Annotated in this window: 20 protein-coding genes; 7 read left to right on the top strand and 13 right to left on the bottom strand. The window is 61.2% G+C overall.

The window, feature by feature from the left end; genetic code table 11:
• Nucleotides 1–2 precede the first annotated feature (2 nt).
• The 3 genes from DAAHT2_RS05595 to DAAHT2_RS05605 form a co-directional block, all read right to left on the bottom strand.
• Nucleotides 3–1109 (bottom strand): glycosyltransferase, encoded by a 1107-nt coding sequence (locus tag DAAHT2_RS05595; RefSeq protein WP_041718833.1) that lies wholly within the window; start codon nucleotides 1107–1109, stop codon nucleotides 3–5.
• Nucleotides 1110–1174: 65 nt separating this feature from the next.
• The gene (locus DAAHT2_RS05600; protein WP_013163325.1) at nucleotides 1175–1849 is read right to left on the bottom strand and encodes a sulfotransferase family 2 domain-containing protein; all 675 of its coding nucleotides are present in this window, start codon (nucleotides 1847–1849) and stop codon (nucleotides 1175–1177) included.
• A 47-nt stretch (nucleotides 1850–1896) separates the two neighbouring features.
• Complete coding sequence (locus DAAHT2_RS05605; protein ID WP_013163326.1) at nucleotides 1897–2637, bottom strand: 3-deoxy-D-manno-octulosonic acid kinase; 741 nt, start codon at nucleotides 2635–2637, stop codon at nucleotides 1897–1899.
• On the opposite strand from DAAHT2_RS05605, the gene DAAHT2_RS05610 reads away from it, so the two are divergent.
• On the top strand, nucleotides 2636–3688 hold the full coding sequence (locus DAAHT2_RS05610; RefSeq protein WP_013163327.1) for a glycosyltransferase family 9 protein: 1053 nt from the start codon (nucleotides 2636–2638) through the stop codon (nucleotides 3686–3688). The two genes, DAAHT2_RS05605 and DAAHT2_RS05610, sit on opposite strands and share 2 nt — an antisense overlap.
• A 168-nt stretch (nucleotides 3689–3856) precedes the next feature.
• Here DAAHT2_RS05610 and DAAHT2_RS05615 read toward each other — a convergent pair whose 3' ends face one another.
• The 3 genes from DAAHT2_RS05615 to hldE are packed head-to-tail and all read right to left on the bottom strand — an operon-like array spanning nucleotide 3857 to nucleotide 6445.
• Nucleotides 3857–4405, bottom strand: a complete 549-nt coding sequence (locus DAAHT2_RS05615) for a D-glycero-alpha-D-manno-heptose-1,7-bisphosphate 7-phosphatase (protein WP_013163328.1) — start codon at nucleotides 4403–4405, stop codon at nucleotides 3857–3859.
• 7 nt (nucleotides 4406–4412) lie between these two features.
• Nucleotides 4413–4997, bottom strand: a complete 585-nt coding sequence (locus tag DAAHT2_RS05620; protein ID WP_013163329.1) for a D-sedoheptulose 7-phosphate isomerase — start codon at nucleotides 4995–4997, stop codon at nucleotides 4413–4415.
• Nucleotides 4994–6445, bottom strand: a complete 1452-nt coding sequence (hldE, locus tag DAAHT2_RS05625) for a bifunctional D-glycero-beta-D-manno-heptose-7-phosphate kinase/D-glycero-beta-D-manno-heptose 1-phosphate adenylyltransferase HldE (RefSeq protein WP_013163330.1) — start codon at nucleotides 6443–6445, stop codon at nucleotides 4994–4996. Before hldE ends, DAAHT2_RS05620 begins: the two co-directional genes overlap by 4 nt.
• A gap of 194 nt (nucleotides 6446–6639) precedes the next feature.
• Here hldE and DAAHT2_RS05630 point away from each other — a divergent pair, with 194 nt between their 5' ends.
• Nucleotides 6640–7839, top strand: coding sequence for a serine hydrolase domain-containing protein (locus tag DAAHT2_RS05630; protein ID WP_013163331.1), 1200 nt, complete (start codon nucleotides 6640–6642; stop codon nucleotides 7837–7839).
• A 129-nt stretch (nucleotides 7840–7968) separates the two neighbouring features.
• Entirely contained in the window at nucleotides 7969–9441 is a 1473-nt protein-coding gene (locus DAAHT2_RS05635; protein ID WP_013163332.1) for a ketol-acid reductoisomerase, read from the top strand.
• A 196-nt stretch (nucleotides 9442–9637) separates the two neighbouring features.
• On the opposite strand, the gene DAAHT2_RS05640 is transcribed toward DAAHT2_RS05635, so the two are convergent.
• The 3 genes from DAAHT2_RS05640 to DAAHT2_RS05650 all read right to left on the bottom strand — a co-directional run bounded on the left by DAAHT2_RS05640 (nucleotide 9638) and on the right by DAAHT2_RS05650 (nucleotide 13270).
• On the bottom strand, nucleotides 9638–10213 hold the full coding sequence (locus DAAHT2_RS05640) for a response regulator (RefSeq protein WP_013163333.1): 576 nt from the start codon (nucleotides 10211–10213) through the stop codon (nucleotides 9638–9640).
• Nucleotides 10214–10353: 140 nt separating this feature from the next.
• Complete coding sequence (locus tag DAAHT2_RS05645) at nucleotides 10354–12084, bottom strand: hybrid sensor histidine kinase/response regulator (RefSeq protein ID WP_013163334.1); 1731 nt, start codon at nucleotides 12082–12084, stop codon at nucleotides 10354–10356.
• Nucleotides 12074–13270 (bottom strand): deoxyguanosinetriphosphate triphosphohydrolase family protein, encoded by a 1197-nt coding sequence (locus DAAHT2_RS05650; RefSeq protein WP_013163335.1) that lies wholly within the window; start codon nucleotides 13268–13270, stop codon nucleotides 12074–12076. Before DAAHT2_RS05650 ends, DAAHT2_RS05645 begins: the two co-directional genes overlap by 11 nt.
• Before the next feature lie 189 nt (nucleotides 13271–13459).
• Here DAAHT2_RS05650 and DAAHT2_RS05655 point away from each other — a divergent pair, with 189 nt between their 5' ends.
• From DAAHT2_RS05655 to DAAHT2_RS05670, 4 genes are read left to right on the top strand one after another with little or no spacing between them, the layout of a single operon-like run.
• Nucleotides 13460–14458 (top strand): histone deacetylase family protein, encoded by a 999-nt coding sequence (locus DAAHT2_RS05655; protein WP_013163336.1) that lies wholly within the window; start codon nucleotides 13460–13462, stop codon nucleotides 14456–14458.
• 39 nt (nucleotides 14459–14497) lie between these two features.
• Nucleotides 14498–15142, top strand: coding sequence for a CBS domain-containing protein (locus DAAHT2_RS05660; RefSeq protein WP_013163337.1), 645 nt, complete (start codon nucleotides 14498–14500; stop codon nucleotides 15140–15142).
• Nucleotides 15143–15182: 40 nt separating this feature from the next.
• Complete coding sequence (locus DAAHT2_RS05665) at nucleotides 15183–17282, top strand: acetate--CoA ligase family protein (RefSeq protein WP_013163338.1); 2100 nt, start codon at nucleotides 15183–15185, stop codon at nucleotides 17280–17282.
• 10 nt (nucleotides 17283–17292) lie between these two features.
• Nucleotides 17293–19179, top strand: coding sequence for a bifunctional acetyl-CoA hydrolase/transferase family protein/GNAT family N-acetyltransferase (locus DAAHT2_RS05670; RefSeq protein ID WP_013163339.1), 1887 nt, complete (start codon nucleotides 17293–17295; stop codon nucleotides 19177–19179).
• Between the two features lie 5 nt (nucleotides 19180–19184).
• On the opposite strand, the gene DAAHT2_RS05675 is transcribed toward DAAHT2_RS05670, so the two are convergent.
• From DAAHT2_RS05675 to DAAHT2_RS05690, 4 genes are all read right to left on the bottom strand, one after another.
• Entirely contained in the window at nucleotides 19185–20303 is a 1119-nt protein-coding gene (locus DAAHT2_RS05675) for a beta-ketoacyl synthase N-terminal-like domain-containing protein (RefSeq protein WP_013163340.1), read from the bottom strand.
• Nucleotides 20303–20764 (bottom strand): acyl-CoA thioesterase, encoded by a 462-nt coding sequence (locus DAAHT2_RS05680; RefSeq protein WP_013163341.1) that lies wholly within the window; start codon nucleotides 20762–20764, stop codon nucleotides 20303–20305. The genes DAAHT2_RS05675 and DAAHT2_RS05680 overlap by 1 nt, the downstream gene beginning before the upstream one ends.
• 194 nt (nucleotides 20765–20958) lie before the next feature.
• Nucleotides 20959–21363 carry a 3-hydroxyacyl-ACP dehydratase FabZ family protein gene (locus tag DAAHT2_RS05685; protein ID WP_013163342.1) on the bottom strand — a complete coding sequence of 135 codons (405 nt, stop codon included), beginning with the start codon at nucleotides 21361–21363 and terminating at the stop codon, nucleotides 20959–20961.
• Nucleotides 21364–21543: 180 nt separating this feature from the next.
• Nucleotides 21544–22104, bottom strand: coding sequence for a hypothetical protein (locus DAAHT2_RS05690; RefSeq protein ID WP_013163343.1), 561 nt, complete (start codon nucleotides 22102–22104; stop codon nucleotides 21544–21546).
• Nucleotides 22105–22107 lie beyond the last annotated feature (3 nt).

Raw genomic sequence — 22107 nt, forward strand, 5'->3', positions numbered from 1 at the left:
TGTCAACCTTCAATCACTCCCATCTCTGCCAGGTAAGCCCGGCTGCTGGCTTCCACGGTGTAGGCGGCCACCGCCCGGGGCAGCAGCGCGCGATCCGGCGGCGCCGCCAGCACCCGCGACATGGCCAGGGCCAGCGCTTCCGGATCATCAACCGGCACCAGCGGCCCATATTTGCCCTCCTGCAGGATCTGGCGCGGCCCGCTCCGGCAGTCGGTGGCCACCACCGGCACCCCCAGGGCCAGCGCCTCCTTAAGGGCGTTGGGAGAACCTTCAAAGCGGGAAGAAAGGACAAAGAGGTCGGCCCGGGCCAGGTAGGCGTACGGGTTGACGACAAATCCCGGCAACTGTACCAGGTGGTCAAGTTTCAGGCGGCGAACTTCTGCCTCCAGTTTCGACCGGTCCCCCCCTTCCCCCAAAATCAGCAATCGGCAGGGCTGCCGTTCCTGGAGCCGGGAAAAGGCCTGCAGCAGCACATCAAAGCCTTTCTGTCGGGTAAGGCGCCCCACGGCCACCAGGCGTGGCGGGCCTGGCGCGTTGAACCAGTCATTATCCGGCGCTTCAGCCGCCAACCGTTGCAACTCCGGCGTAACGGTGGGGTTGGCGATTACCTTCAGGCGACTGCGGGGCAGACCGGTAATCGCCGCCATGTCGTCCGCCATACCATCGGACACACATATTATCCCGTCCGCCCAAGGATAAAGCCAGCGCACCGGGTAATAACGCAGGGCCTTGGCCAGCCGGCTTTTTCCCTCCAGCGACTGGCTCAAGTGCATCCCCAGCCGCAGCACCACCCGGGTCGGCACCCCGGCCAGTCGCCGCGCCAGCAGGGCCACCCGGGCCGCCCGGTCTTTGGCGGCCAGCAAAGCGGCAGGCCGCTCACGTCGGAGGTAGCGCACCAGCCAGGGCAGGCTGAACAGCGAGGTCCGGGCGTCCAGCTTGATGATCCTGACCCCGGCCGGAATGGCAGCCAGATGCCCGCCTACGGCCTTGATCAGAATAAGATCCACCGCCACGCCGGCGGCCAGAAAACCGGTGGCCAGATGACCAATCATCTTCTCCACCCCGCCGTCACCGGAATAGGATATAAAGATCGCTACCTTGGGCAAAATTCAAACTCAATCAAGTAGAATTGGTGGTCTGGCTGATCGCCCGAAGATGCGGGGCGGCCGTTCGTTTATGAAACCTGTGAAGGGTCAAACTGGTACTGCAGCAGCTCAATATCGCGGCGGTAATGCTGCGCCACCAGTTCCGCCAGTTCGTCGGTGTAATAGTTGCGGTAATCGCGACGCTCCTTGGCCTGGCGCAGGTGCGGCAGGGTGAAGGGAGCAAGCCCGATCCGCTGGCAGATGGTATCGAAATCCGCCTGCAGACGTTCATAGCGGCCGATGAAATCGACGATCAAATTGCCACGCAGGTCAACCAGGTATTCATGCTGCAACTCCGCTGAGGTGTCGAGCATGTAGTCGTAGGGGCGCTCCGGGTCGAATTTAAATTTAAGAAAATCCTCGAAGGTTTTCACCCCCTCAAGCACATGGGGTTTCTCCCGCCGGATATGATAAAAGGAACTCACCTGCAGATCCCAGGGGTTACGCACCACGGTGAATTTGAACAACTCCCGGAACACCGGCGTGGGCAGCATCTCCAGGGCGGCAATGGCCTTGGCATGACGGGGAAATTTCAGCCCCAGCTTGTGCCGTGGCCGAGTCAGCTGATCCGCCTGGCTGGCCAGCCAGAGGGGAATGGTATACCAGCCTCCCCAGCGGTAGCGCCGCAAAGCGGCCCTGATACTCGTCCCCCCGGTCTTGGCGATATGGACGAAAAGGAAATTATGGGAGTAAGAAACCAGCATTTATCCCTCGCTTAGCCTATTTTATTTATTGGCGGGCCAAACTCTTTTCAGGTACATTCCGGGGCGGGATGGGAATGATAGCCCGCCAACAACAGCGGCCAGTCGGTTTCCTCGAAGTAAAAGGGAGACTGGCTGTTTTTGATTTTGTTGAGCGAACGCAACAGGCGCTTCAGGTTCTGTTGCGCGCCCAGGCCGGCTTTAAGCCGCCCCTGGTCAAAATCGACCAGAAACACCCCGCCCTGGCGATCGAGCAGAACGTTACGGGCGTTGAGATCCGGATGCCAGACGCCCAGGTGGTGAAAACGGGCAATCACCTTGCCGATCCGGCCCCAATCGATAACCTCCAGCTTGCCGGCCGCCAGCCGGTCGGCCAGGGAGCGGGCATCGGGTATCCGCTGGGTGATCAAATCGGCGCGGTAAACCAAGGGCCCGCCATCGACCCTGGCGGCCACCGGCCGGGGCACCGGCAAGCCCTGGCGGTAAAGCTTGGCAAGCAAACGCCATTCCCGCCAGGAACGGGTTTTTTCAGGATCGCTCCCCCCCGGGTAACGATCCACCAGGAGTTTTTCCATGATCCCGCCCCGGCGAAAATGGCGCAGCACCAGATCAAGCTTTTCATACCGGAAAAACCAGGCCTGGCCCCGCCCCACGGCCTCGCCGGTGATCAGCCCGGCGGTGCCCAGATAACGGGAGTCAAACAACCGCCGGGGAGGGGCCGCAAACAACGACGCATCATAAATAATTTTTTGCTTACCAACATATGCCGTTGAAGGACGAATATCCGTCATGCTTCCCCTCTTAGCGCCACCCAAAAAACTTTGCATTTTACGTCTTTCCGCCATTGGCGACATCACCCATGTGCTGCCGACCCTGCGCACCCTGCAGCACCACTGGCCACAGACCGCCATCACCTGGATCATCGGCAAAAGCGAAGCCGCCCTGGTCGGGGATATCCCCGGGGTGGAGTTCATTAGCTTCGACAAGTCCGCCGGCCTGCCGGCCTACCGGCAACTTTTCCGGCAACTGAAGGAGCGGCGGTTCGATCTTTTGCTGCACATGCAGGTTTCCTTGCGGGCCAGCCTCTGCAGCCTGGCGGTCAAGGCGCCGATCCGGCTGGGATTTGACCGCCGGCGGGGCAAAAACCTGCAGTGGCTTTTTACCAACGCCCGCATCGCCGCCAACCCCCGGCAGCATGTGCTGGACGGTTTCCTGGAGTTTCCCAGGTCGCTGGGGCTCAACGAGATGGTCATGCGCTGGGAGTTGCCGATCCCGCCGGAGGCCGAGTCCTTCGCCGCTCAGCAACTGGCGGCCCCCGACCAGTTCCTGGCCGTCAACCCCTGTTCCAGCAACCGGCCGCGTAATTTTCGCAACTGGAGCATCAAGTCCTACGCGGCAGTGATCGACCATGCCGCCCGGCGGCACGGGCTGCGCACCGTCTTAACCGGCGCCCCGACCAAAGAAGAACAGGACTATGCCGCCGCCATCGCCGATGCGGCCGGAACTGCGGTGCTTAACCTGGTGGGCCGGACCACCCTGAAACAACTGGCGGCCGTCCTTGCCCGCTGCCGGGTCACCATCGCCCCGGACACCGGCCCGGCCCATATCGCCAACGCCGTTGGCACCCCGGTCATCGGCCTGTACGCCACCTCCAACCCCGAGCGCACCGGCCCCTATAACTGGCTGCAAAGCACGGTCAATCGTTATCCGGAAGCGGTTTACCGCGAATTTGGCCACCCCCCGGAAAAACTTCCCTGGGGCAAACGCGTCCGCAACCCCAACGCCATGGAACTAATCACCGTGGATGAGGTTACCGCCCAGCTGGACAAAATCATGGGGTAAGCGAACATTTTTGAACCGTTCACCAGGAGTACTAACTTACCGGTCTAACGGGCCGTAATCGTTCAGCAGTGCCGCAGATTCGGGCAAGCAGCCAGGCGCCGCGTACACCGGGTACTCAAGCCTGGCTGATCGCCCGAAGGTGCGGTGCTGCTGAACGATTACACATTTTTAAAGGTAAGCCTGGACGGCGGCCAGACTTTGCACCACCGCGCTGGCCCCTTTGACCGGGCGGGCGCTGCTGCTACCAGCCGGGTCATAGAGAATATTGCGGCCGATGCCCGCCGCCAGGCCAGCTGCAATATCGCTCTCCCGATCACCCACCAGCACCGACCCGGCAAGATCGATCCCGTGTTCGCGGGCGGCCTGCCGGATCATCCCCGGTTGCGGCTTGCGACAGGCGGCGTCCTTTTTATACTCCCCCTGCCCGTGTTCCGGATGATATGGGCAAAAGTAAACGGCATCGATGGGGCAGCCTTCGGTGGCGAAAACCCGGCACATCCAGTCGTTGAGGGCCAGAAAGTCGGTCTCATTAAAATAACCCCGGCCGATACCGGACTGATTGGTCACCACCACCAGCAGGTAGCCCCGCTGCCTGGCGGTACGGCACAGCTCAAAAATGCCCTCCACAAAGACAAAATCCTGCCGACGGCAGACGTAGGCGTAGTCCTCGTTGATCACGCCGTCACGATCCAAGAACAGGGCCGGCCGACCGCTCATGCCTCACTCAACCTTCCTGGTTGCCAAAGAGGGTATTTTCCACCAGGCCGCAGATAATATGCCCCAGCACCAGGTGCCCCTCCTGGATCCTGGCGGTGTTCTCCGCCGGCACCACCAGCAGATAATCACATCGAGCCGCCATCGGACCATCTCCCCCCTTGCCGCCGGTGAAGCCCACGGTTATCAGGCCGCCGGCCCGCGCCACTTCCAGGGCCCGTAACACGTTTTCCGAACCACCGGAAGTTGAGTAGCCGACCAGCACATCCCCCTTAACGCCCAGGGCCTGTACCTGGCGGGCAAAAAGCTGCTCAAAACCGTAATCGTTGCCCACGGCGGTAATGATCGAGGTGTCGGTGGTAAGGGCCACCGCCGGCAAACCGGGGCGATCAAAGGCAAAACGCCCCACCAGTTCCGCCGCCACATGTTGGGCATCGGCGGCACTGCCGCCGTTGCCGGCCAGCAAAATCTTGCCGCCGTTTTGCAGGCATTTCACCCAAGCCGTCGCCGCAGCCGCCAGGGTGGCGGCCAACCCCTTATCGGCGGCCATGGCCTCCATGACCCGACTGGTTTCCGCCAACTGCGCCTCGATCATCTCTCCTCCACCTCTTTCCGAGCCTCGTTAATCCTGGCGATCATCCGGCTGCTGGAGCAACCGTGAGCAAAACCAAGAACTTTCACCTCACCGCCGGCGGCCAGCACGCAGTCGTGGCCGGCGATTTGCTCCGGGCGGTAGTCCCCACCCTTGACCAGCACGTCGGGCAACACCCGGCAAATAAGCCGGCGGGGCGTTTCTTCGGCAAAAGGAATCACCCAGTCCACCGCCGCCAGCCCGGCCAAAACCTCCAGCCGCTGTTCCAAAGGGTTAATGGGGCGCCCCGGCCCCTTCAGGGCCCGCACCGAAGCGTCATCATTAACCGCCACCAGCAGGCGATCACCCAGTTGCCGGGCCTGCTTAAGATATGAAACATGACCGGCATGCAGCAAATCAAAACAGCCGTTGGTCATCACAATCCGTTCACCGCCGGCCCGCGCCGCCGCCACCGCCGCCAGCAGTTCTTCCTCCCCCAACACCCCGCGTGGAAATTCTTCGGGAACATGCAACGCCCGGCGCAGCTCGGGCACCGAAACCGTGGCGGTGCCCAGCTTGCCCACCACGATCCCGGCCCCGATATTGGCCAGTTGTACCGCCTCGGGCAAGGAAAGTCCCGCCGCCAGCGACGCCCCCAGAATGGCAATCACCGTATCGCCGGCCCCGGTAATATCAAAGACCTCCCGCGCTTGGGTGGGCAGGTGCAGAGGTGACGAGCCGTCGGTCTGAACCAGGGTCATGCCCTGGGCTCCGCGGGTAACCAGCAGGGCATCCAGGCGGCACTCTTCGGCCACCCGCAGGGCCCGCTCCGCCAGCTCCGCCTCACTGCGACTCTCACCGGCCACCGCTTCAAATTCGCTCAGGTTGGGGGTCAGCAGGGTGGCGCCGCGGTAGTCGTTAAAATCCCGGCTTTTGGGATCGACCAGCACCGGAACCCCAATTTCCCGGGCCGTTGTCACCAACTCACGGCTATGGCTCAAAGTTCCCTTGCCGTAGTCGGAGAGAATCGCCACCGATACCGAGGACAGCAAGTGGCGAAACTTTTCCGTCAGCGACGCGGCATCACTTGCACTGAAGGGTGCTTCCCGATCAACCCGCAACAATTGCTGGTGGCGACTGAGGATACGAAGTTTGTTGATGGTGCGCTGCTGCCCCGGCGAGTTAAAATCACAGCGAACTTTTTGCGCGGTCAGGATATTTTTAAGGGCTTCCCCTTCCTCATCCCTGCCGGTAAGGCCGAGCAAAGTCACCTCGGCGCCCAGGGCCGCGATATTAAGGGCCACATTGCCTGCCCCGCCGGCGCGCTGCTCTTCTTCCCGATCCACATGCAGCACCGGCACCGGGGCCTCCGGTGAGATACGACGGGTAGCGCCGTACAGGTAACGATCGAGGATCAGATCGCCGATCACCAGTAGGCGGGCCCGTTCAAAACTTGGCACTATCAGTTTCATGTTGCCCTGAGACGGTCTTGATTAACGGTTGACATATCCCCGTTTTCATAACATATCTCGCCCTTAAGATCATGCAATAATATGCCCTCGGCAGGGCAACTTCATAAATCACCCTTGGACGGGGGCCGCAAAACCAGCCCATGTTGGTCGGCATGCCAAAGCTTACAACCTTATTACAACTGACGGCGGCTGTTGTGTTGTTACTCCTGCCGGCGGCCTGCGGCGGGCCATTTACCCGTATTGAACTCGAACCCGACCAGGAGGGCGCCCGGCGTCTGGCCCGGACCGGCGATGTCGGGGCCGAGGTGGAAGATCTGGTTCGCCCGCTTCAACAGCGCAACACCACCCCGGCCCTGGTGGTGGGAGTGCTGCTGCCCGACGGCAGCCGGCAGACCTTTGGTTACGGGACCACCAGGACCAAAGGCGGCCACCGGCCCGATGGAGAAACCCTGTTTGCCATCGGGTCATCAAGCAAGGGCCTGGTCAGCGCCGCCGCCGCTGTGCTGGTGCAGGAAGGACGGCTCTCCTGGCACGACACCATGAAAGATCTGTTGCCGGAGGCCGCTTTATTCAGCCCTGATGCGCAAAAAATCACCCTGCTGGAACTGGCCACCCACACCTCGGGACTCCCGCGACACCCTTTTACACCGCGATTTCTTGTCTATTTCACCGAGTTTCTATTTACCGGAAACAATTTTTATCGCTACCTCGACCGGGATTACCTGTTGGATTACCTGGCCGGTTTCAAGGCGCCGGAACACCCGGGCGTCCGCTATTCCAACATCGGCTACGGCCTGCTCGGCCATACCCTGGAAAGAGTAACCGGCAAAGAGCTGGCCACCCTGATCAACGACAAAGTGCTGCTGCCCCTGGGCATGCAGGCCACCGGTTATGACCCGGCGCAATTGCCCGGCTATCATCAGCGGGCGTTTCCCCATGCCGGGGATCACCCCAAATTCATCCGCCGCGGCCGACCGGTTCCCGAATGGGAGTTTACCGACATCCTCCACGGGGCGGCGGGGCTGTATACCAATGCTTACGATTTGCTCAGCTATGCCGCCGCCCATTTGCACCCCCCCAGGCAGCCGGTTTTGGCCCGGGCCCTGCAGGATACCCTGGAGGTGCGGGTGAAGGACTCGGACCAGGATGACCGAGCGTTGGCCTGGGCCATAAGCCAGGTGGATGACTTGACCATCACCTACCAGGTCGGCTACGTCAGCGGTTACAGCAGTTATATCGGGCTGGACCGGGAAAACCTGACGGCGGTGGTGGTGTTGCAAAACAGCCTGAACTGGCAGGAAAGCATCGGCCACCGGCTGCTGTTACGCCTCGGGCAAGCGGCCGAGGGCAACTTCAAGATCACCTGGGAGCTGGACGGGGGCCGCCACCAATGACTTTGACCTTGTCATGCGCCCGGCCGTTTTTATCATTTACGAGCCAATCGCTTTCGGTTATAAGGGAAGATTGACCATTAATCCCGGAGAACCAGCCCCGGAGATCCATCAGCACGGAGGAATATACCCATGGATCTGACTTTCAAGTCCGATGTTTTTGCTACTGAAACCCTGAAACTGGCCGATACCGAAGAGATGATCGTCCGCGGCGGCCGTGACAAATTTTCCTTGCTCCCCAAGGCCTTTGCCGGCATCAAGCAGATCGGGGTCATCGGCTGGGGCTCCCAGGGGCCGGCCCAGGCCCAGAACCTGCGGGACTCCCTGGAGGGCACCGACATCCGGGTAAAAATCGGCCTGCGGCCGGGCAGCTCGTCCATGGCCGCCGCCCGCGAAGCCGGCTTTACCGAGGAAGCCGGCACCCTGGGGGAAATGTACCAGGTGATCCGGGAGTCGGAGATGGTGCTGCTGCTGATCTCCGATGCCGCCCAGGCCGAGCATTATCAGCAGGTCTTCGACAACCTCCAACCCGGCTCCACCCTGGGGCTGTCCCACGGTTTCCTGCTGGGCTACCTGGAGAGCATCGGCAAATACTTTCCCAAGAACATCAATGTGATCGGCGTTTGCCCCAAGGGCATGGGGCCTTCGGTTCGCCGCCTGTACGTGCTGGGCAAGGAGGTCAACGGGGCCGGTATCAACAGCAGTTTTGCAGTGGAACAGGACATCGACGGCAAGGCCACCGACCAGGCCCTGGGCTGGGCCGTGGCGGTGGGCGCACCCTATATCTTCAAGACCAGCCTGGGCCACGAGTTCCGCAGCGACATCTTCGGCGAACGGGGCATCCTGCTGGGGGCGGTGCACGGGATCGTGGAAATGCTCTACCGCCGCTACGTGATGGAAGAGGGCCGGGACGAGAGCCAGGCCTTTATCGACTCGGTGGAAACCATCACCGGCCCGATCAGCAAAACCATCTCATACCAAGGGATCATCGCCGTTTACGAACAGTTGAGCGGCGAGGACCGGGAAATTTTCGAACGGGCCTACTCCCATTCCTACCGGCCCGCCTTCGACATCCTGCTGGAGATCTACGACGAGGTTTCCAGCTGCAACGAGATCCGCAGCGTGATCATGGCCGGCCAGCGCCACGAGCGCTTCCCCATGGGCACCATCGACGGCACCCGGATGTGGCAGGTGGGAGAAAAGGTGCGGGCGGCCAGGAGCGGAGAGACCAAAATCCACCCCTTCACCGCCGGGGTTTACTGCGCCACCATGATGGCCCAGATCGACCTGCTCATTGAAAAGGGCCATTGCCTGAGCGAGGTGGCCAACGAATCGGTAATCGAGGCGGTGGACTCGCTGAATCCCTATATGCACCACAAAGGGGTGGCCTTCATGGTGGACAACTGCTCCACCACCGCCCGCCTGGGTTCCCGCAAGTGGGCCCCGCGGTTTGATTACAACCTCAGCCAGCAAGCCATGACCGACTTCGACGCCGGCAAACCGGCCAACCAGGATTTGCTGGCAGCTTTCAAAAACCACAAGATCCACCAGGCCCTGGCCGCCTGTGCCGAACTGCGGCCCTCGGTGGACATTGCCTTCGTATAGGGTAACCGTCCAGCAGCACCGCATCTTCGAGCGATCGGCCCGGCGCTTGCAGAGGGGACAGTTTTAGAAACTGTCCCCGGATTACGGCGCCGGGCCGCTTGCCCTAATCTGCGGCACTGCTGAACGGTTACCTTATTATGGCCACCCTTTTGGGGGCACCTTAACAGAATGTCCCGGGCGGCTTTTTCACGGTTTTCTATTCCAGCTCTTTGGTTACCTGTTCAAAACAGTGGGGGCAGTAGGTGTGGCTTGAGCGCAGGCCGGCCTTCTGGGCCAGGAATTTTTCCATGCTCAGCCAGGGGCCGCTGCCCGGCTCCCGCCCCTCGTCGTCACGAATCTTCCGGCAGACCGAACAGACCGGCAAAATCCCCTCATAGGCCTTGATCCGTTTCTTCAGAGCCCGCTTTTCCAGGCAGATATCAAGCCTGATCTGCAACTCTTCAAACTGGTAAGGCTTAAGTAAATAATCATCGGCCCCGAGCCGGATGGCCTCAATGGCCGTGGGCAGGGCCCCGTATCCGGTGAGGATCATCACGCCAACCTCCGGCGCTTCACTCCGCAGACCGCGCAGCAGTTCAAGTCCATCCATCCCCTCCATCAGCAGATCGGTGATCACCAGATCAAACTCGCCCCGGCGAAACATCTCCAGGGCCTCCTCGCCGCCCGCAGCCGCTGCAACCGAGTAGCCGGCCTCCGCCAAATCCATGGCCAGGCTGGCCCTGATCAGTTCCTCATCGTCAACCAGCAGAATCTTTGCTTTATGTTTATGCATGCCCCCTCACCTCTGTAAGCGAACAGCCGCACCTCATCTTCGGGCAAGCAGACCGGCGCCGCGTAATCGGGGACAGTTTTCAAAACTGTCCCCTCCGCAAGCCGGGCTGATCGCCGCAAGGTGGGGTACCCCGTGACCGCTTACTGTTTTGGCAACGGCAAAAAGAGCTTGAAGCAAGCTCCCTGCCCCTCCCGGCTCTCCACCTCCAGGCGACCGCCGTGCCGTTGCACAATCCCGTAGCTTACCGCCAAGCCCAGCCCGGTACCCTTAACCGCCGGCTTGGTGGAAAAAAAAGGCTCATAGATGCGCTCCAGGTTCTCGGCGGCGATCCCGCAACCGCTGTCACAAAAGCTGATCATCACCTCATCGTCTTCCCGGCGGGTGGCGATGACGATCCGCCCGCCGGTCGGACCGATGGCTTCCCGGGCATTGGTCAGCAAGTTGAGAAAGACCTGTTTTAACTGATCGGGCACTGCCCGCACCGGCGGCAGATCCGGAGCCAACTCCTGCCGCACCTCAACCTTGCCGTTTTCCAGATCTTTCTGGCACAGCAGGAGAATATCCTTCAGGGCCGCGTGCACATCCAGCATAACCAGCTGGGATGAGGTGGGCCGATTGAAGCTTTGCAGATCGCTGGTCAGGCGGGCTACCCGATCACACTCCCGCACCGCCATGGCCACCAGATCGTGATCCCCGGCCGCCAGGGTCTGTCGACGTTGCAGACCCTGGAGAACATTGCGAATACCGCAGATCGGGTTGTTGAACTCATGGGCAATGGAGGCAGCCAGCTTGCCCACCGCCCTTAGCTTTTCCGAATGGAGCAGTTGGCTGTAGAGTTTTTCCACCTCCGCCGTACGGGCGGCCACCCTTGCCTCCAGCTCGTCATGGGAGGCCTGCAGAGCTGCTTCCGTCTGCTTGCGCCGCTCCACCTCGGACTGCAATTCCCGGTAACGCTGCGCCAGCTCGGCGGTCTGCCGCTCTATTTCCTCCTCCAACTGCTGCTGGTAACGTTGCTGCAAAGCGGCCGCCCGCTTGCGCTCGGTAATGTCCTGCATCACCAGCCAGCAGGACGAGTCTTGACGTTCGACAAGCGGCAGCAAGGTCAACAGCACCTGCCGCCCCCCCAGCAAAACCTCTTCCTCTTCCCCGATAACGCATGGGGCGGCTACTTTGCCGGTGGTGGCGATTTCCCGCTCCCGGTCAACCAGGGCCGCCTCCAGCAGGGTGGCGGCTGCGGCTGAAAGATGATCGAGTAAGTTGCTGGAAAGAATCTTTTCCTCCGGCCAGCCGATCATCTCCGTCACCGCCCGGTTAACAAACACAATCCGCCGCTGCCGGCTTAACTGCACCACACCGTCACTCATGCTCTGCAAAATGGCATCAAAGTAACGGCGGATATCCAGCAACTCCCGGGTTACCCCCCGCTGCAGCAGATTCTCCCGGCCGATAATTTCCCGGGCGGCCTGCTCTGGTTGCTGAACCAGCATGGCCAGCACCGCCCGAATATTTTCTTTAAGCTCGGCAAAAGGCCCCTTGGCGATGCAGGCATCGGCGCCGAAGGCCTGAAAATCGACATTTTCCTCCGCCACCACGGCGGACAGCACCACCAGGCGCACTCCCCGCAGAGAGTCGGTGGCCCGAATTACCCGGCATAATTTCTCACCGCTGATATTGGGCATGATCAGGTCGACAAAGATCAGATCAGGGGTATATTCATCCAGGACCTGCAGGGCCGCCAGGCCGTCGGCGGCGCTTTTCACCTCAAAACCCTCATCGGTCAGGAAGCGCTCCAACATTTTGACGATCAACGGGTTGTTGTCGACGACGAGGATCCGGCGGATGGTGCTCGTAGCCTGGCTTTCACGGTTCATTTTTTTTTCCCAGGGTTTGGCGCACCTCCGGCAAGCGGCAACCGCAGGCGGCAGCCTGACGCAAGAAGTAATCGTCGGTCATGCCGGCAATAAAATCCCGCACCACGGCCACATCGCCGGTCCGTTGGCGGTAACCCGGCTCCAGTGGCGCCAGAAATTCTTTAACGATCGGCGAATCGGCTCTATTGCCGGCCAGGTCGTCGAGATAACGCTCAAACATGGTCCGATAACAGATGCCGATCAGATCAATCCCTTGCTTGATCAACGGATTCAGGTAAATTCGCTGATAGTTGAATTGCTTCAAGTTATACAGGGCCTCGGAAACCTGCGGTGAAAAGGCAATCCGGTCGCCTTCGATCCCGCCCACGATCAGGTCGGTAACCAGCCGGTAAACCATGGAACCGTTGCTGTTACCCAGCACCTCAACCACTTCCGCAGGCAGCTGATCCCGGCTGATCATCCCCAGCTCGATGGCGTCTTCAATGTCCCGGCCGATGTAGGCAATGGTATCGGCCAGCCGCACCACGCAACCCTCCAGGGTCATGGGAGACAACTCCAGCTTGCCGTCCTGCTGCTTGGCGGCAAACTCCCGGTCAAAATCGGCAAAGGTCTTGCTGCGCTCGGGCCGAAGCATACGCTGGTGAATCTCGCCGTCATGGCACATGATCCCATCCAGGACCTGCAGGGTCAGGTTCAGCCCCCGCCCCTGCTTTTCGATCTCTTCCAGAAAAATCACGCTCTGCAGGTTGTGCTGAAAGGAGGGCAGCCCATGCTCCCGGCAAAGCTCATCCAGCAGCTTCTCGCCGTCATGGCCGAAAGGCGGGTGGCCGATATCGTGCCCCAGGGCAATGGCCTCGATCAGATCCTCGTTAAGGCCCAAAAAACGGCCGATGGTGCGGGCGATTTTGGAAACCAGCTGGACATGCAGCACCCGGTGGGTGATATGGTCGTTGCGGACCATGTAAAAAACCTGGGTCTTATCGATATAACGGGTATAGCTACGGGAATGGAGGATGCGGTCGGTGTCGGTGGCAAAGGGCAAACGGTGATCGCCCCGCTCTTCCCCCCGGCGCCGCGTCCCCTCGCTGCTCCGGGCGGCCAGGGGAGAGAGCTGCCGCGCTTCCTTATCCGCCAGGGCCTTTTTCAACTCCAGCAGTTGCGCTTCTTTTGCAGAAAAAAAGTTCATCCCTCACCTTCTCAGCCGTTTTTCAAGGTCGGCCAAACTCAGCTAACGGCTAATCATGACCTTTTCCGGCTCGCGATGCAAGCTCATTGTCATCAACCCCGCGATGACCTGGAAGAATCGGCAGGGTAGCGGCATAAGCGTTACGGTCATGGCTTGACAAAACGACGGCCGAACAGCTACACCATAAGCATGTCTTTACCACCTCCCAAGCTGCTGCTGGTCAACGACGACGATTTTCTCCAACACGACACCGGCCTCGATCACCCCGAAAGTCCGGCCCGGCTGCAAGCCGTTTACCAGCGGCAAGCCTTGGGCTTTCCCGACCATCGGCTTCCGGCAGACGCCATCAGCACCCTGCCACCCCGCCCCGCCGCCCGCCGGGAACTGACCGCGATCCATACGGAGGAATATCTGCTGCGCCTGGAAGAAGCGGCACTGGCGGAACGAGGTTACCTGGATCACCCGGACAATCGTTTAAGTTACGACACTTATCGGGTCGCTCTGCTGGCCGCCGGCGCCGGCCTGGCGGCCATCGACCGGCTGGAAGCCGCCAACGCCACCGCCGCCGGTGCCCTGATCCGCCCGCCGGGACACCATGCCGAGCGCTCCACCCCCTTGGGTTTTTGTTTTCTCAACAACGCGGCGGTGGCGGCCCGTTACTGGCAACAACGCCATGATCGTAAAAAAATCATGATAATCGACTGGGACGCCCATCACGGTAACGGTATCCAGGCCGCCTTCGAAGATGACCCGGAGGTTTTTTACCTGAGTATCCACGAACATCCCACCTGGAGCTTCCCCGGTACCGGCTGGAGCGAGGAACGGGGCCAGGGTGCGGGGCGGGGGACCACCCTCAACCTGCCTCTGCCGCCGGGAAGCGGCGACGATCTGGTGCTGCGGCTGCTCGACGAGGTAATTGACCCTGCCCTGCAAAGCTTTGCCCCCGAGGCCCTGATTATCGCCGCCGGTTTTGACGGCCACCACCATGACGACATGTCCGGGCTAAGCTACAGCAGCGAGCTTTACCGGCGGCTTGGCCGCCATGCCGCCGCCAGTGCCGCCCGCCATTGCCCCGGCAGGCTGCTTTTTCTGCTGGAAGGAGGCTACCAGCCCGACCTGCTGGTCCGGTGCCTGGGCAATTTCCTGGAAGGTTTGCTGGCCGTCCCCCCGGATCATCCTGGCAGATAAGTTAAACCACCACTAAGCTACCAACACAAGGAAGCCGGTATGGAAATCAAAAAATACATGAGCGCCCCGCCCGTCACTATTTCACCCGAAATAACCATTCCCGCCGCCCGGGCCCTGCTCAAATCTCACCATTTTCGCCACCTGCCGGTGGTGGACAAAGAAGGGGGGCTGCTGGGAATGGTCACCGACCGGGATCTGCGTTCGGCCTACCCTTCCAGCGTCCTCGACCAGGACAACCGGCAGCACCTGGCCGAGCTGGAGCACAAACCGGTCAGCGCAATTATGAGCCAAGCCGTGCACACCCTCTCGACGGAAGCCAGCATCGACGATGCCCTGCTGCTGCTGGACCGGGAACAGGTCGGCGCTCTGCCGGTGGTGGACGGCCAAAACAGGGTGCTGGGAATCTTTTCCGTCCGTGACCTGATGAGAGCCTACCGCAACCTTTTTGGCCTGGGCGAACGGGGTTCGGCCATGCTGGTCATCATCGATGACGGCTCACCCCGGCCATTAAGCCGCCTTGGTGCCGCCCTGGAGGCCGCCGACCTCCACTTCACCAGACTGCTCAAGGTAAAGGGCCAAAAAGCCGGCGAAGAGAATCTGATCTACCTGCGGGTCAACACCTGTAATTTACCGGCGGTCCACAAGGTCCTGGCCGCCGCCGGCTTCAAGGAAAAGACGTGGTAATTGGCCGAAGCGTTTAACAAAACATACGGAAAGCACAGACATGGCTGCCTTAGAATCACTGCTTACCCCTCAAAGTATCGCTGTTATTGGTGCATCGCGCACTCCCGGCAAGGTGGGCCACGATATCCTGGCCAATCTCATAGCCGGCGGTTTTGCCGGCCGTGTGCTGCCGGTTAATCCCGTCGCCGATGAGATCCTTGGCCTTCCCTGCTGGCCGACCCTGAAAGGCGCCGGGGCACAGATCGACCTGGGAGTTATTGCCGTACCTCGCTCTTTGGTGGAAGAGGCGGTGGAAGATTGTCTGGCCGCCGGAGCCCGGGCGGTGGCAGTGATCACTGCCGGTTTCAAAGAAATGGATGCAACCGGCGCGGAGCTGGAAAAGAAACTGGCCGCCCGGTGCCGCCAGCAGCAGGTCCGCCTGCTGGGCCCCAATTGCCTGGGGCTGATTAACAGCCATCACCGGCTCAACGCCTCCTTCGCCGGCGAAATGCCGGCTTGCGGCAACATCTCGGTGATTTCCCAGTCCGGGGCCCTGGCCACCGCCATTCTCGATCTGGCCGCAGAGCGCCATTTGGGGCTGGCCAAGCTGGTCAGCATAGGTAACAAGGCCGATCTCAATGAAGTGGATCTATTGTCGGCCCTGACCGACGATGAGCAAACCGGGGTGATTGTTGCCTACCTGGAAGATATCAGCTCCGGCGACGACTTTGTCAAGGCCGCCACCGAGGCCAGCAACCATAAGCCGGTGATAATCCTTAAATCCGGCACCACCGAAGCCGGTCGCCAGGCCGCCACCTCTCACACCGGCGTGCTGGCAGGGGCCGACATTGCCTATGGCGCCGCTTTTCGCCGGGCCGGGGTGATCCGTGCCGACACCTTTGAATCGCTGTTCGACTGCGCCACCGCCCTGGCCATGCAGCCTCTGCCCCGGGGCCCGCGGGTGCTGATTATCACCAATGCCGGAGGCCCGGGCACCATGGCCGCCGACGCCGTGGAACAGGCGGGCCTGCAGGTGGCGATGCTGGATAAGAACACCGCCGCCGCCTTAAAGGAAAAACTGCCCCGGGCCGCCAGTGTTGGCAACCCCATTGACGTGCTGGGTGATGCCGAGCCGGAGCGCTATGCCGCTGCCGTAACCGCCGCCCAGGACGACCCAGCGGTGGACGCCATCGTGGTTATCCTGACCCCCCAGGCCATGACCCAACCGGCGGCCACGGCCCGGGCCATCACCTCCGCCCTGAAGGGCGACAAACCGGTGCTGGCGGCCTTCATGGGCGGGGTTGAGGTCATGCCCGGCCGCACCGAACTGGTGGCCGCCGGCCTGCCGGACTACCCCTCACCGGAGCGGGCCATAACCGCTTTGAAGGCCATGCATGATTATGCCAGCTGGCGACGACGGCCGCCACGAGTGGTCACCCGGTTCCGGGTGAACCGGCGCCGGGCGGAGCGGATCATCACCCGCCGCCGGCGCTCCGGCCACCGTCAACTGGGCGAGGTGCGGGCCAAGAGTATCCTTGGTGCCTACGGCTTTCAGATACCCGAGGGCTACCTGGCCACCACCGCCGACGAAGCGGTGGAAGCGGCCCAGCGCGTAGGTTTCCCGGTGGCCATGAAGGTGGTCTCCCCCGATATTATCCACAAATCGGATCTGGGCGGGGTCAAGCTCAATCTCATCGACGCCGAAGCGGCCCGGGACGCCTTTGACCTGATGACCCTGCGGATCGGTCAACGCGCCCCGGAAGCCAGAATTGAGGGTATTTACGTGGAGAAGATGCTGGGCAAGGGCCTGGAGGTAATCATCGGCATGAGCCGCGATGCCCAGTTCGGCCCCATGCTGATGTTCGGGCTGGGCGGCATCTTCGTCGAGGTAATGAAGGATGTTACCTTTCATCTGGCTCCCATCAGCGAGGCCGAAGCCATCCAGATGCTGAAAAGCACCCGTTCCTATGAAATTCTGGAAGGGCGCCGAGGGCAACGGGGGGTGGACTTGGCCGCCATCGCCCAGGGGCTGCAACGCATCAGCCAATTGACCACCGATTTCCCGCAAATCGCCGAGCTGGACATCAACCCCTTTATTGTCGGTGAAATCGGGCAGCAGCCAATGGTCGCCGACGCCCGTATTACCCTGGAAAAAGCATGAGGTTGGAAACATGACTTCACATTTACAGGCCCAACCGGATCCTGCCTGGCAGGAGAAATATCAGGACATGATTCGCAGCGCCGATCAGGCTCTGGCGCTGGTACGGCCGGGCCAGCGGGTGTTTATCGGCACCGCCTGCGCCGCACCCGGAGCCCTGGTCGAGGCGCTCACCCGCCGGTGCGGAGAATTAAGCGACGTGGAGATCATCCAGCTGCTCACCAAAGGCGAGGCCGCTTCCGCCACCAAACAACTCCAGGATTGTTTTCACATTAACAGTTTTTTCATCGGCCGGACGGTGCGGGAATTGATCCAGCAGGGCCTGGGGGACTACACCCCCACCCTGCTCTCGGACATCCCCCGGCTTTTCTCCTCCGGGCAACTGCCCCTGGATGTGGCCTTAATCCAGGTGTCCGAGCCAGATAGCCGGGGCAAGGTAAGCCTGGGTATCGGGGTGGACGTGGTTAAGAGCGCCACCGAAAACGCCTCGCTGGTCATCGCCCAGGTCAATCCACGGATGCCGCGAACCCTGGGCGACAGCTTCATCGATATTTACGATATCGACTTGCTGGTCCCCCAGGCAACGGAGCTCATCGAGCGTCAATCCAGCACCCCCACCGCCTCCACGCGCCGGATCGGGGAACAGATTGCCTCGCTGATCGAAGACGGTTCCACCCTGGAGTTCGGGATTGGCCGCATTCCCCACGCCTTGGCTCAATTCCTGAAAGACAAAAAAGATTTGGGGATTCACACCGAGATGCTCACCGATTCCATGCTGGCCTTAATCGAGGCCGGGGCGGTGAGCGGAGCCCGCAAAACCATGGACCGGGGCAAAATCGTCACCAGCTTCTGCATGGGCACCAGAAAGCTTTATGACTTTGTCAACAACAACCCACTGTTCAGCTTTCGCCCCACCGAATACGTCAACGACGACTATATCATCGGCCGCCAGCACAAGATGGTGGCCATCAACATGGCGCTGGAGATTGATCTCACCGGCCAGGTCTGCGCCGATTCCCTGGGGTCACGCTTCTTTTCCGGGATCGGCGGGCAGGTGGACTTCAACCGGGGGGCAGCCCGTTCCCTTGACGGCAAGGCCGTAATCGCCATGGAATCAACGGCTCGAAACGGCGAGGTGTCGAGAATCGTCACCCGGCTAACCCCCGGCGCCGGGGTGGTCACCACTCGGGGCGAGGTCCACTATGTGGTCACCGAGCATGGCATTGCTTACCTGCACGGCAAAAGCGTGCGGGAACGGGCCATGGCCTTGATCAGTATCGCCCACCCCAAATTTCGGGAACAGCTTTTCCGCGAAGCCTTGGAGGCCAATTATTTGCACCGGGAGTTGGCCGATCTTGACGGCCGGGTACTGCTAACCTCCGGCGAGTTGGCCACCACCACTCTGCTGGAGGACGGCACCCAGGTCTCCTTCCGCCCGGTCCACCCCACCGATGAACCCCGGATGAAAGACCTGCTCTACGCGCTGTCCCGGGAGACCCTGTATTACCGCTTTATGAGCGCCAGCGGCCGCTTTACCCACAAGGAAATCAAAAACTTCGTCTACATCGATCATCGCAAGGACGCGGCCATCGCCGGCACCGTGCCGGAAGCCCACGGAGAGGACATCATCGCCGTTGGACGCTATTATCTTGATGAAAAAACCAACCGGGCCGAGGTGGCCTTTGTCATCCGCGATGACTGGCAGAATCGGGGCCTGGGCAAAGCCCTGTTCAAGCACTTGGTCAGCATCGCCAAACGCAACGGTATTGCCGGTTTCACCGCCGAGGTACTGCGCGACAACCGCCGCATGCAGGCGATCTTCAACCACAGCGGCTACACCGTGCAAAGCCGGATGGAAGACGATGTTTACAGCTACCACATCGATTTCAGTCAGTCTTAAGGCGTTCAGGGGCGGCAGAAAAGCAGGGCGGCGTTGATTCCGCCGAAGCCGGAATTACAGCTCAACACCGAAGGGTGGCGTAAAGGCAGGGCCCGGGTGCCGCTGATTGGCACCTGCTCGTCGGCCGCTTGCCGCAGGCCGACGGTGGGCGGCAGCACCCCGGCCTGCAGGCTGCGGATGGCCAAAGCCGCCTCCATGACCCCGGCGGCTCCCAGGCAGTGGCCGATGGCCCCCTTTACCGAATGCACCGGCGGCGGCTGGGGCCAGATGGTGCCAAAGGCCAGCAGCTCCATGGCATCGTTATAAGTGGTGCCGGTGCCGTGGGCGTTGATCCCGCCCACCGGCAGCCTCCCCTGCTCCGTGGCCTGCTTAAGGGCCCTGATCAGGCCGCTGGCCTGCCGGCAGGGCGCGGTGATATGGGTGGCATCGCAGGAAATCCCGTACCCGGCGATGGCGGCCTGCACCGGCCATTGCCGAGCGGCGGCCTGCTCTGCGGTGGTCAGCAGCAACCAGCCGCCGCCCTCACCCAAAGAAAGCCCGTCCCGTTCAGCGTCAAAAGGGCGGCAACCTTCAGCCGCCAAGGCCTGCAATCCGGCAAAACCGGCCAACACAAAACGGCTCAGCAGGTCCACCCCAACCACCAGGGCGGCCTCGCACTCCCCGCGAGCCAGCCGCATGAGAGCTTCCATAACGGCCACCGTACCCGAGGCACAGGCCGCACTCACCGTCCGGCATTCGTGCTCGATTCCCAGCCAGTCGGCCATGGTTGCCGCCAGCTCCGGAGGCTGTCCCGGCCAGTAACCATCGGCGGGGGTCAGCAGTTCATCAACGGCGCCCTTGGTGGTGGCGCAAATCAGAGCGGTTTTCGGGGGTAAAGCCGGAACACCGGCCAGCAGCCGGCGCAGCAGGGTCTGCAGGCGCTCATCGCTGCCCGGGGCGGCGTCCAGGCCGGCAACCCGGCCCATTACCCACGGGGTCGCAAAGCCTTCCGCAAAACCTTCCGCAAAACCTTCCATAGCCGGCCGCTGTAATCCGCAGCGGCCAGCCAGCAAGCCCTGCCAGGTGGCCTCCTCATCCCCCAGGGCCGTCTCAATCGCGCTCTTGACCACCACCACCTGCTTCATTACAGCTCTCCTCGGCGCCACTGTTCCTTGAACTCCTCGATCCAGTCCGGCGGGGAAAGCAACAGATTATTATCCCCATCGGTCAACAACTGCATGGAGTACCCCCGGGCCACCAACCGGCTTTCCGGCCCTTCGATGCGAAAGGAATAATCCAACCGCATGGCCTCGTTCCAGTGCATGCAGGCAGTTATCTCCATGGTGTCGTCAAAGTAGAGCGGAGCGTGGTAATCGATGTGCAGGCGGACCAGGGGGGCCCTGACCCCGCGCCGGATAAAATCCCGGTAACCAAGACCATAACGATCACCCAGAGCCACCCGGCCGTCCTCGAAATAGCTGACATACCGGCCATGCCAGACAATGCCCATCAGGTCGATCTCTTCAAACCGGACCCGGCGGCTGACGGTGACCGCTAAAGGTGCGGGGTCGCCGGGTGATGGCGGAAAATATTCGGTAAAACCCATAAACTCGACAACCTCAGAATTAGTAATCGTTCAGCAGCACCGCACCTTCGGGCGATCAGCCAAGCTTACGTACAGGGGGTACGCTGCGCCTGGCTGCTTACCCGAATCTGCGGCACTGCTGAACGATTACAGCCCGTTAGACCGGCAAGTTAGCACCCCTGGTGAACGGTTACCACAATTAAGGTAAACGTCAATCAAGTCACAACAGGGTTGAGCGGCCGCAAATCAAGTTTGCCCCCGGCCACCAGCCCGCCGTCTTTGGTCAATTTGAATTTCGCCTGCCAGCCGGTGGCTTCACCCCTGGGCACCAGGTGCAGAGAAACCGTAAGCAGCTCCTGTGGCCGCACCATGCCCCGGAATTTTGCCCCCCGGCAGCCCACCGTCAGCAACTTGCCGGCAACGGCCAGTTCCGCCAGCTGACGGACAGCGGCCAACTGCACCACCGCCGGCAGGATCGGCAGGTCGGGAAAATGACCGGCAAACCCCGGAAATTCCGGGGCAAAGCAGTAATCTCCAACCAGCCACATCCCCTCTTCATCCTGCTGTTCCCGGCGCCAGGAACGCAGGGATTGCCTCAATCCTTCCTCAAGAGATAACATGCCCGATCTCCACTTAATGATTAACCCCCATCGTAACCGTTCACCAGGGGTATTAACCTAACAGGTATAACGGGCCGTAAGCGTTCAGCAGCGCCGCAGGTTCGGGCAAGCAGCCAGGCGCAGCGTACCCCCTGTACGTAAGCCTGGCTGATCGCCCGAAGATGCGGTGCTGCTGAGCGCTTACCCCCCGTCCGGTACCAGTTGCAATGTTACCCCGAGCCAGGGGTTTGTAAAAGTTATTCTCTCCGGCGCCGCATCCCGGTCAGAACTGACATACTTCACCGACCATAACGGCAGCAGACCGAGCCGGGCGTATTTTTTTTCCCCCTCATTGGTTGCCCGCCGACAGAGGCGCAGCAGGAAATTTCGCCCACATGGGCTGCCGTCGGGTTCCAGCAAAAAAATCCGGTACAGGGAGGTGCCGAGAAAGTCCGGCAGCCGGTGCCCTTCAAAAACCCCAAGTTCCCGCAGGGTCTGCCGTTCACCGGCGGCATCCAGCCGGGCTTCCAGAAGGGTAATCCCGGTGCCGTCCAGCAAAACGTAATGCAGACCATCGTTTTCAAACCTGGTGCCCAGCAGACCGGCAAACTTCTGCTCTTCTCCCTGACTGATGGTCAGCCGCCACAACTCACCCGGCCTGACCACCTGCTCCTGCCAGGCGGTTTCCGGCGGGCGAGCGGGTAAAGCGCAACCGACGGCAGCCCATAACATGATCAGCAAAAACAGGCCGAGTTTTTTCATCTA

The sequence above is a fragment of the Desulfurivibrio alkaliphilus AHT 2 genome, assembly GCF_000092205.1.
Lineage (GTDB): Bacteria > Desulfobacterota > Desulfobulbia > Desulfobulbales > Desulfurivibrionaceae > Desulfurivibrio > Desulfurivibrio alkaliphilus.

What these genes read in the sequence shown, in the direction of transcription:
- hldE (WP_013163330.1), bottom strand. Translation starts at nt 6,445, where the DNA reads ATGAAACTGATAGTGCCAAGTTTTGAACGGGCCCGCCTACTGGTGATC.
- DAAHT2_RS05650 (WP_013163335.1), bottom strand. Translation starts at nt 13,270, where the DNA reads ATGAACTTTTTTTCTGCAAAAGAAGCGCAACTGCTGGAGTTGAAAAAG.
- DAAHT2_RS05610 (WP_013163327.1), top strand. Translation starts at nt 2,636, where the DNA reads ATGCTTCCCCTCTTAGCGCCACCCAAAAAACTTTGCATTTTACGTCTT.
- DAAHT2_RS05670 (WP_013163339.1), top strand. Translation starts at nt 17,293, where the DNA reads ATGACTTCACATTTACAGGCCCAACCGGATCCTGCCTGGCAGGAGAAA.
- DAAHT2_RS05635 (WP_013163332.1), top strand. Translation starts at nt 7,969, where the DNA reads ATGGATCTGACTTTCAAGTCCGATGTTTTTGCTACTGAAACCCTGAAA.
- DAAHT2_RS05605 (WP_013163326.1), bottom strand. Translation starts at nt 2,637, where the DNA reads ATGACGGATATTCGTCCTTCAACGGCATATGTTGGTAAGCAAAAAATT.
- DAAHT2_RS05690 (WP_013163343.1), bottom strand. Translation starts at nt 22,104, where the DNA reads ATGAAAAAACTCGGCCTGTTTTTGCTGATCATGTTATGGGCTGCCGTC.
- DAAHT2_RS05675 (WP_013163340.1), bottom strand. Translation starts at nt 20,303, where the DNA reads ATGAAGCAGGTGGTGGTGGTCAAGAGCGCGATTGAGACGGCCCTGGGG.
- DAAHT2_RS05600 (WP_013163325.1), bottom strand. Translation starts at nt 1,849, where the DNA reads ATGCTGGTTTCTTACTCCCATAATTTCCTTTTCGTCCATATCGCCAAG.
- DAAHT2_RS05645 (WP_013163334.1), bottom strand. Translation starts at nt 12,084, where the DNA reads ATGAACCGTGAAAGCCAGGCTACGAGCACCATCCGCCGGATCCTCGTC.
- DAAHT2_RS05685 (WP_013163342.1), bottom strand. Translation starts at nt 21,363, where the DNA reads ATGTTATCTCTTGAGGAAGGATTGAGGCAATCCCTGCGTTCCTGGCGC.
- DAAHT2_RS05680 (WP_013163341.1), bottom strand. Translation starts at nt 20,764, where the DNA reads ATGGGTTTTACCGAATATTTTCCGCCATCACCCGGCGACCCCGCACCT.
- DAAHT2_RS05660 (WP_013163337.1), top strand. Translation starts at nt 14,498, where the DNA reads ATGGAAATCAAAAAATACATGAGCGCCCCGCCCGTCACTATTTCACCC.
- DAAHT2_RS05665 (WP_013163338.1), top strand. Translation starts at nt 15,183, where the DNA reads ATGGCTGCCTTAGAATCACTGCTTACCCCTCAAAGTATCGCTGTTATT.
- DAAHT2_RS05620 (WP_013163329.1), bottom strand. Translation starts at nt 4,997, where the DNA reads ATGATCGAGGCGCAGTTGGCGGAAACCAGTCGGGTCATGGAGGCCATG.
- DAAHT2_RS05640 (WP_013163333.1), bottom strand. Translation starts at nt 10,213, where the DNA reads ATGCATAAACATAAAGCAAAGATTCTGCTGGTTGACGATGAGGAACTG.
- DAAHT2_RS05615 (WP_013163328.1), bottom strand. Translation starts at nt 4,405, where the DNA reads ATGAGCGGTCGGCCGGCCCTGTTCTTGGATCGTGACGGCGTGATCAAC.
- DAAHT2_RS05655 (WP_013163336.1), top strand. Translation starts at nt 13,460, where the DNA reads ATGTCTTTACCACCTCCCAAGCTGCTGCTGGTCAACGACGACGATTTT.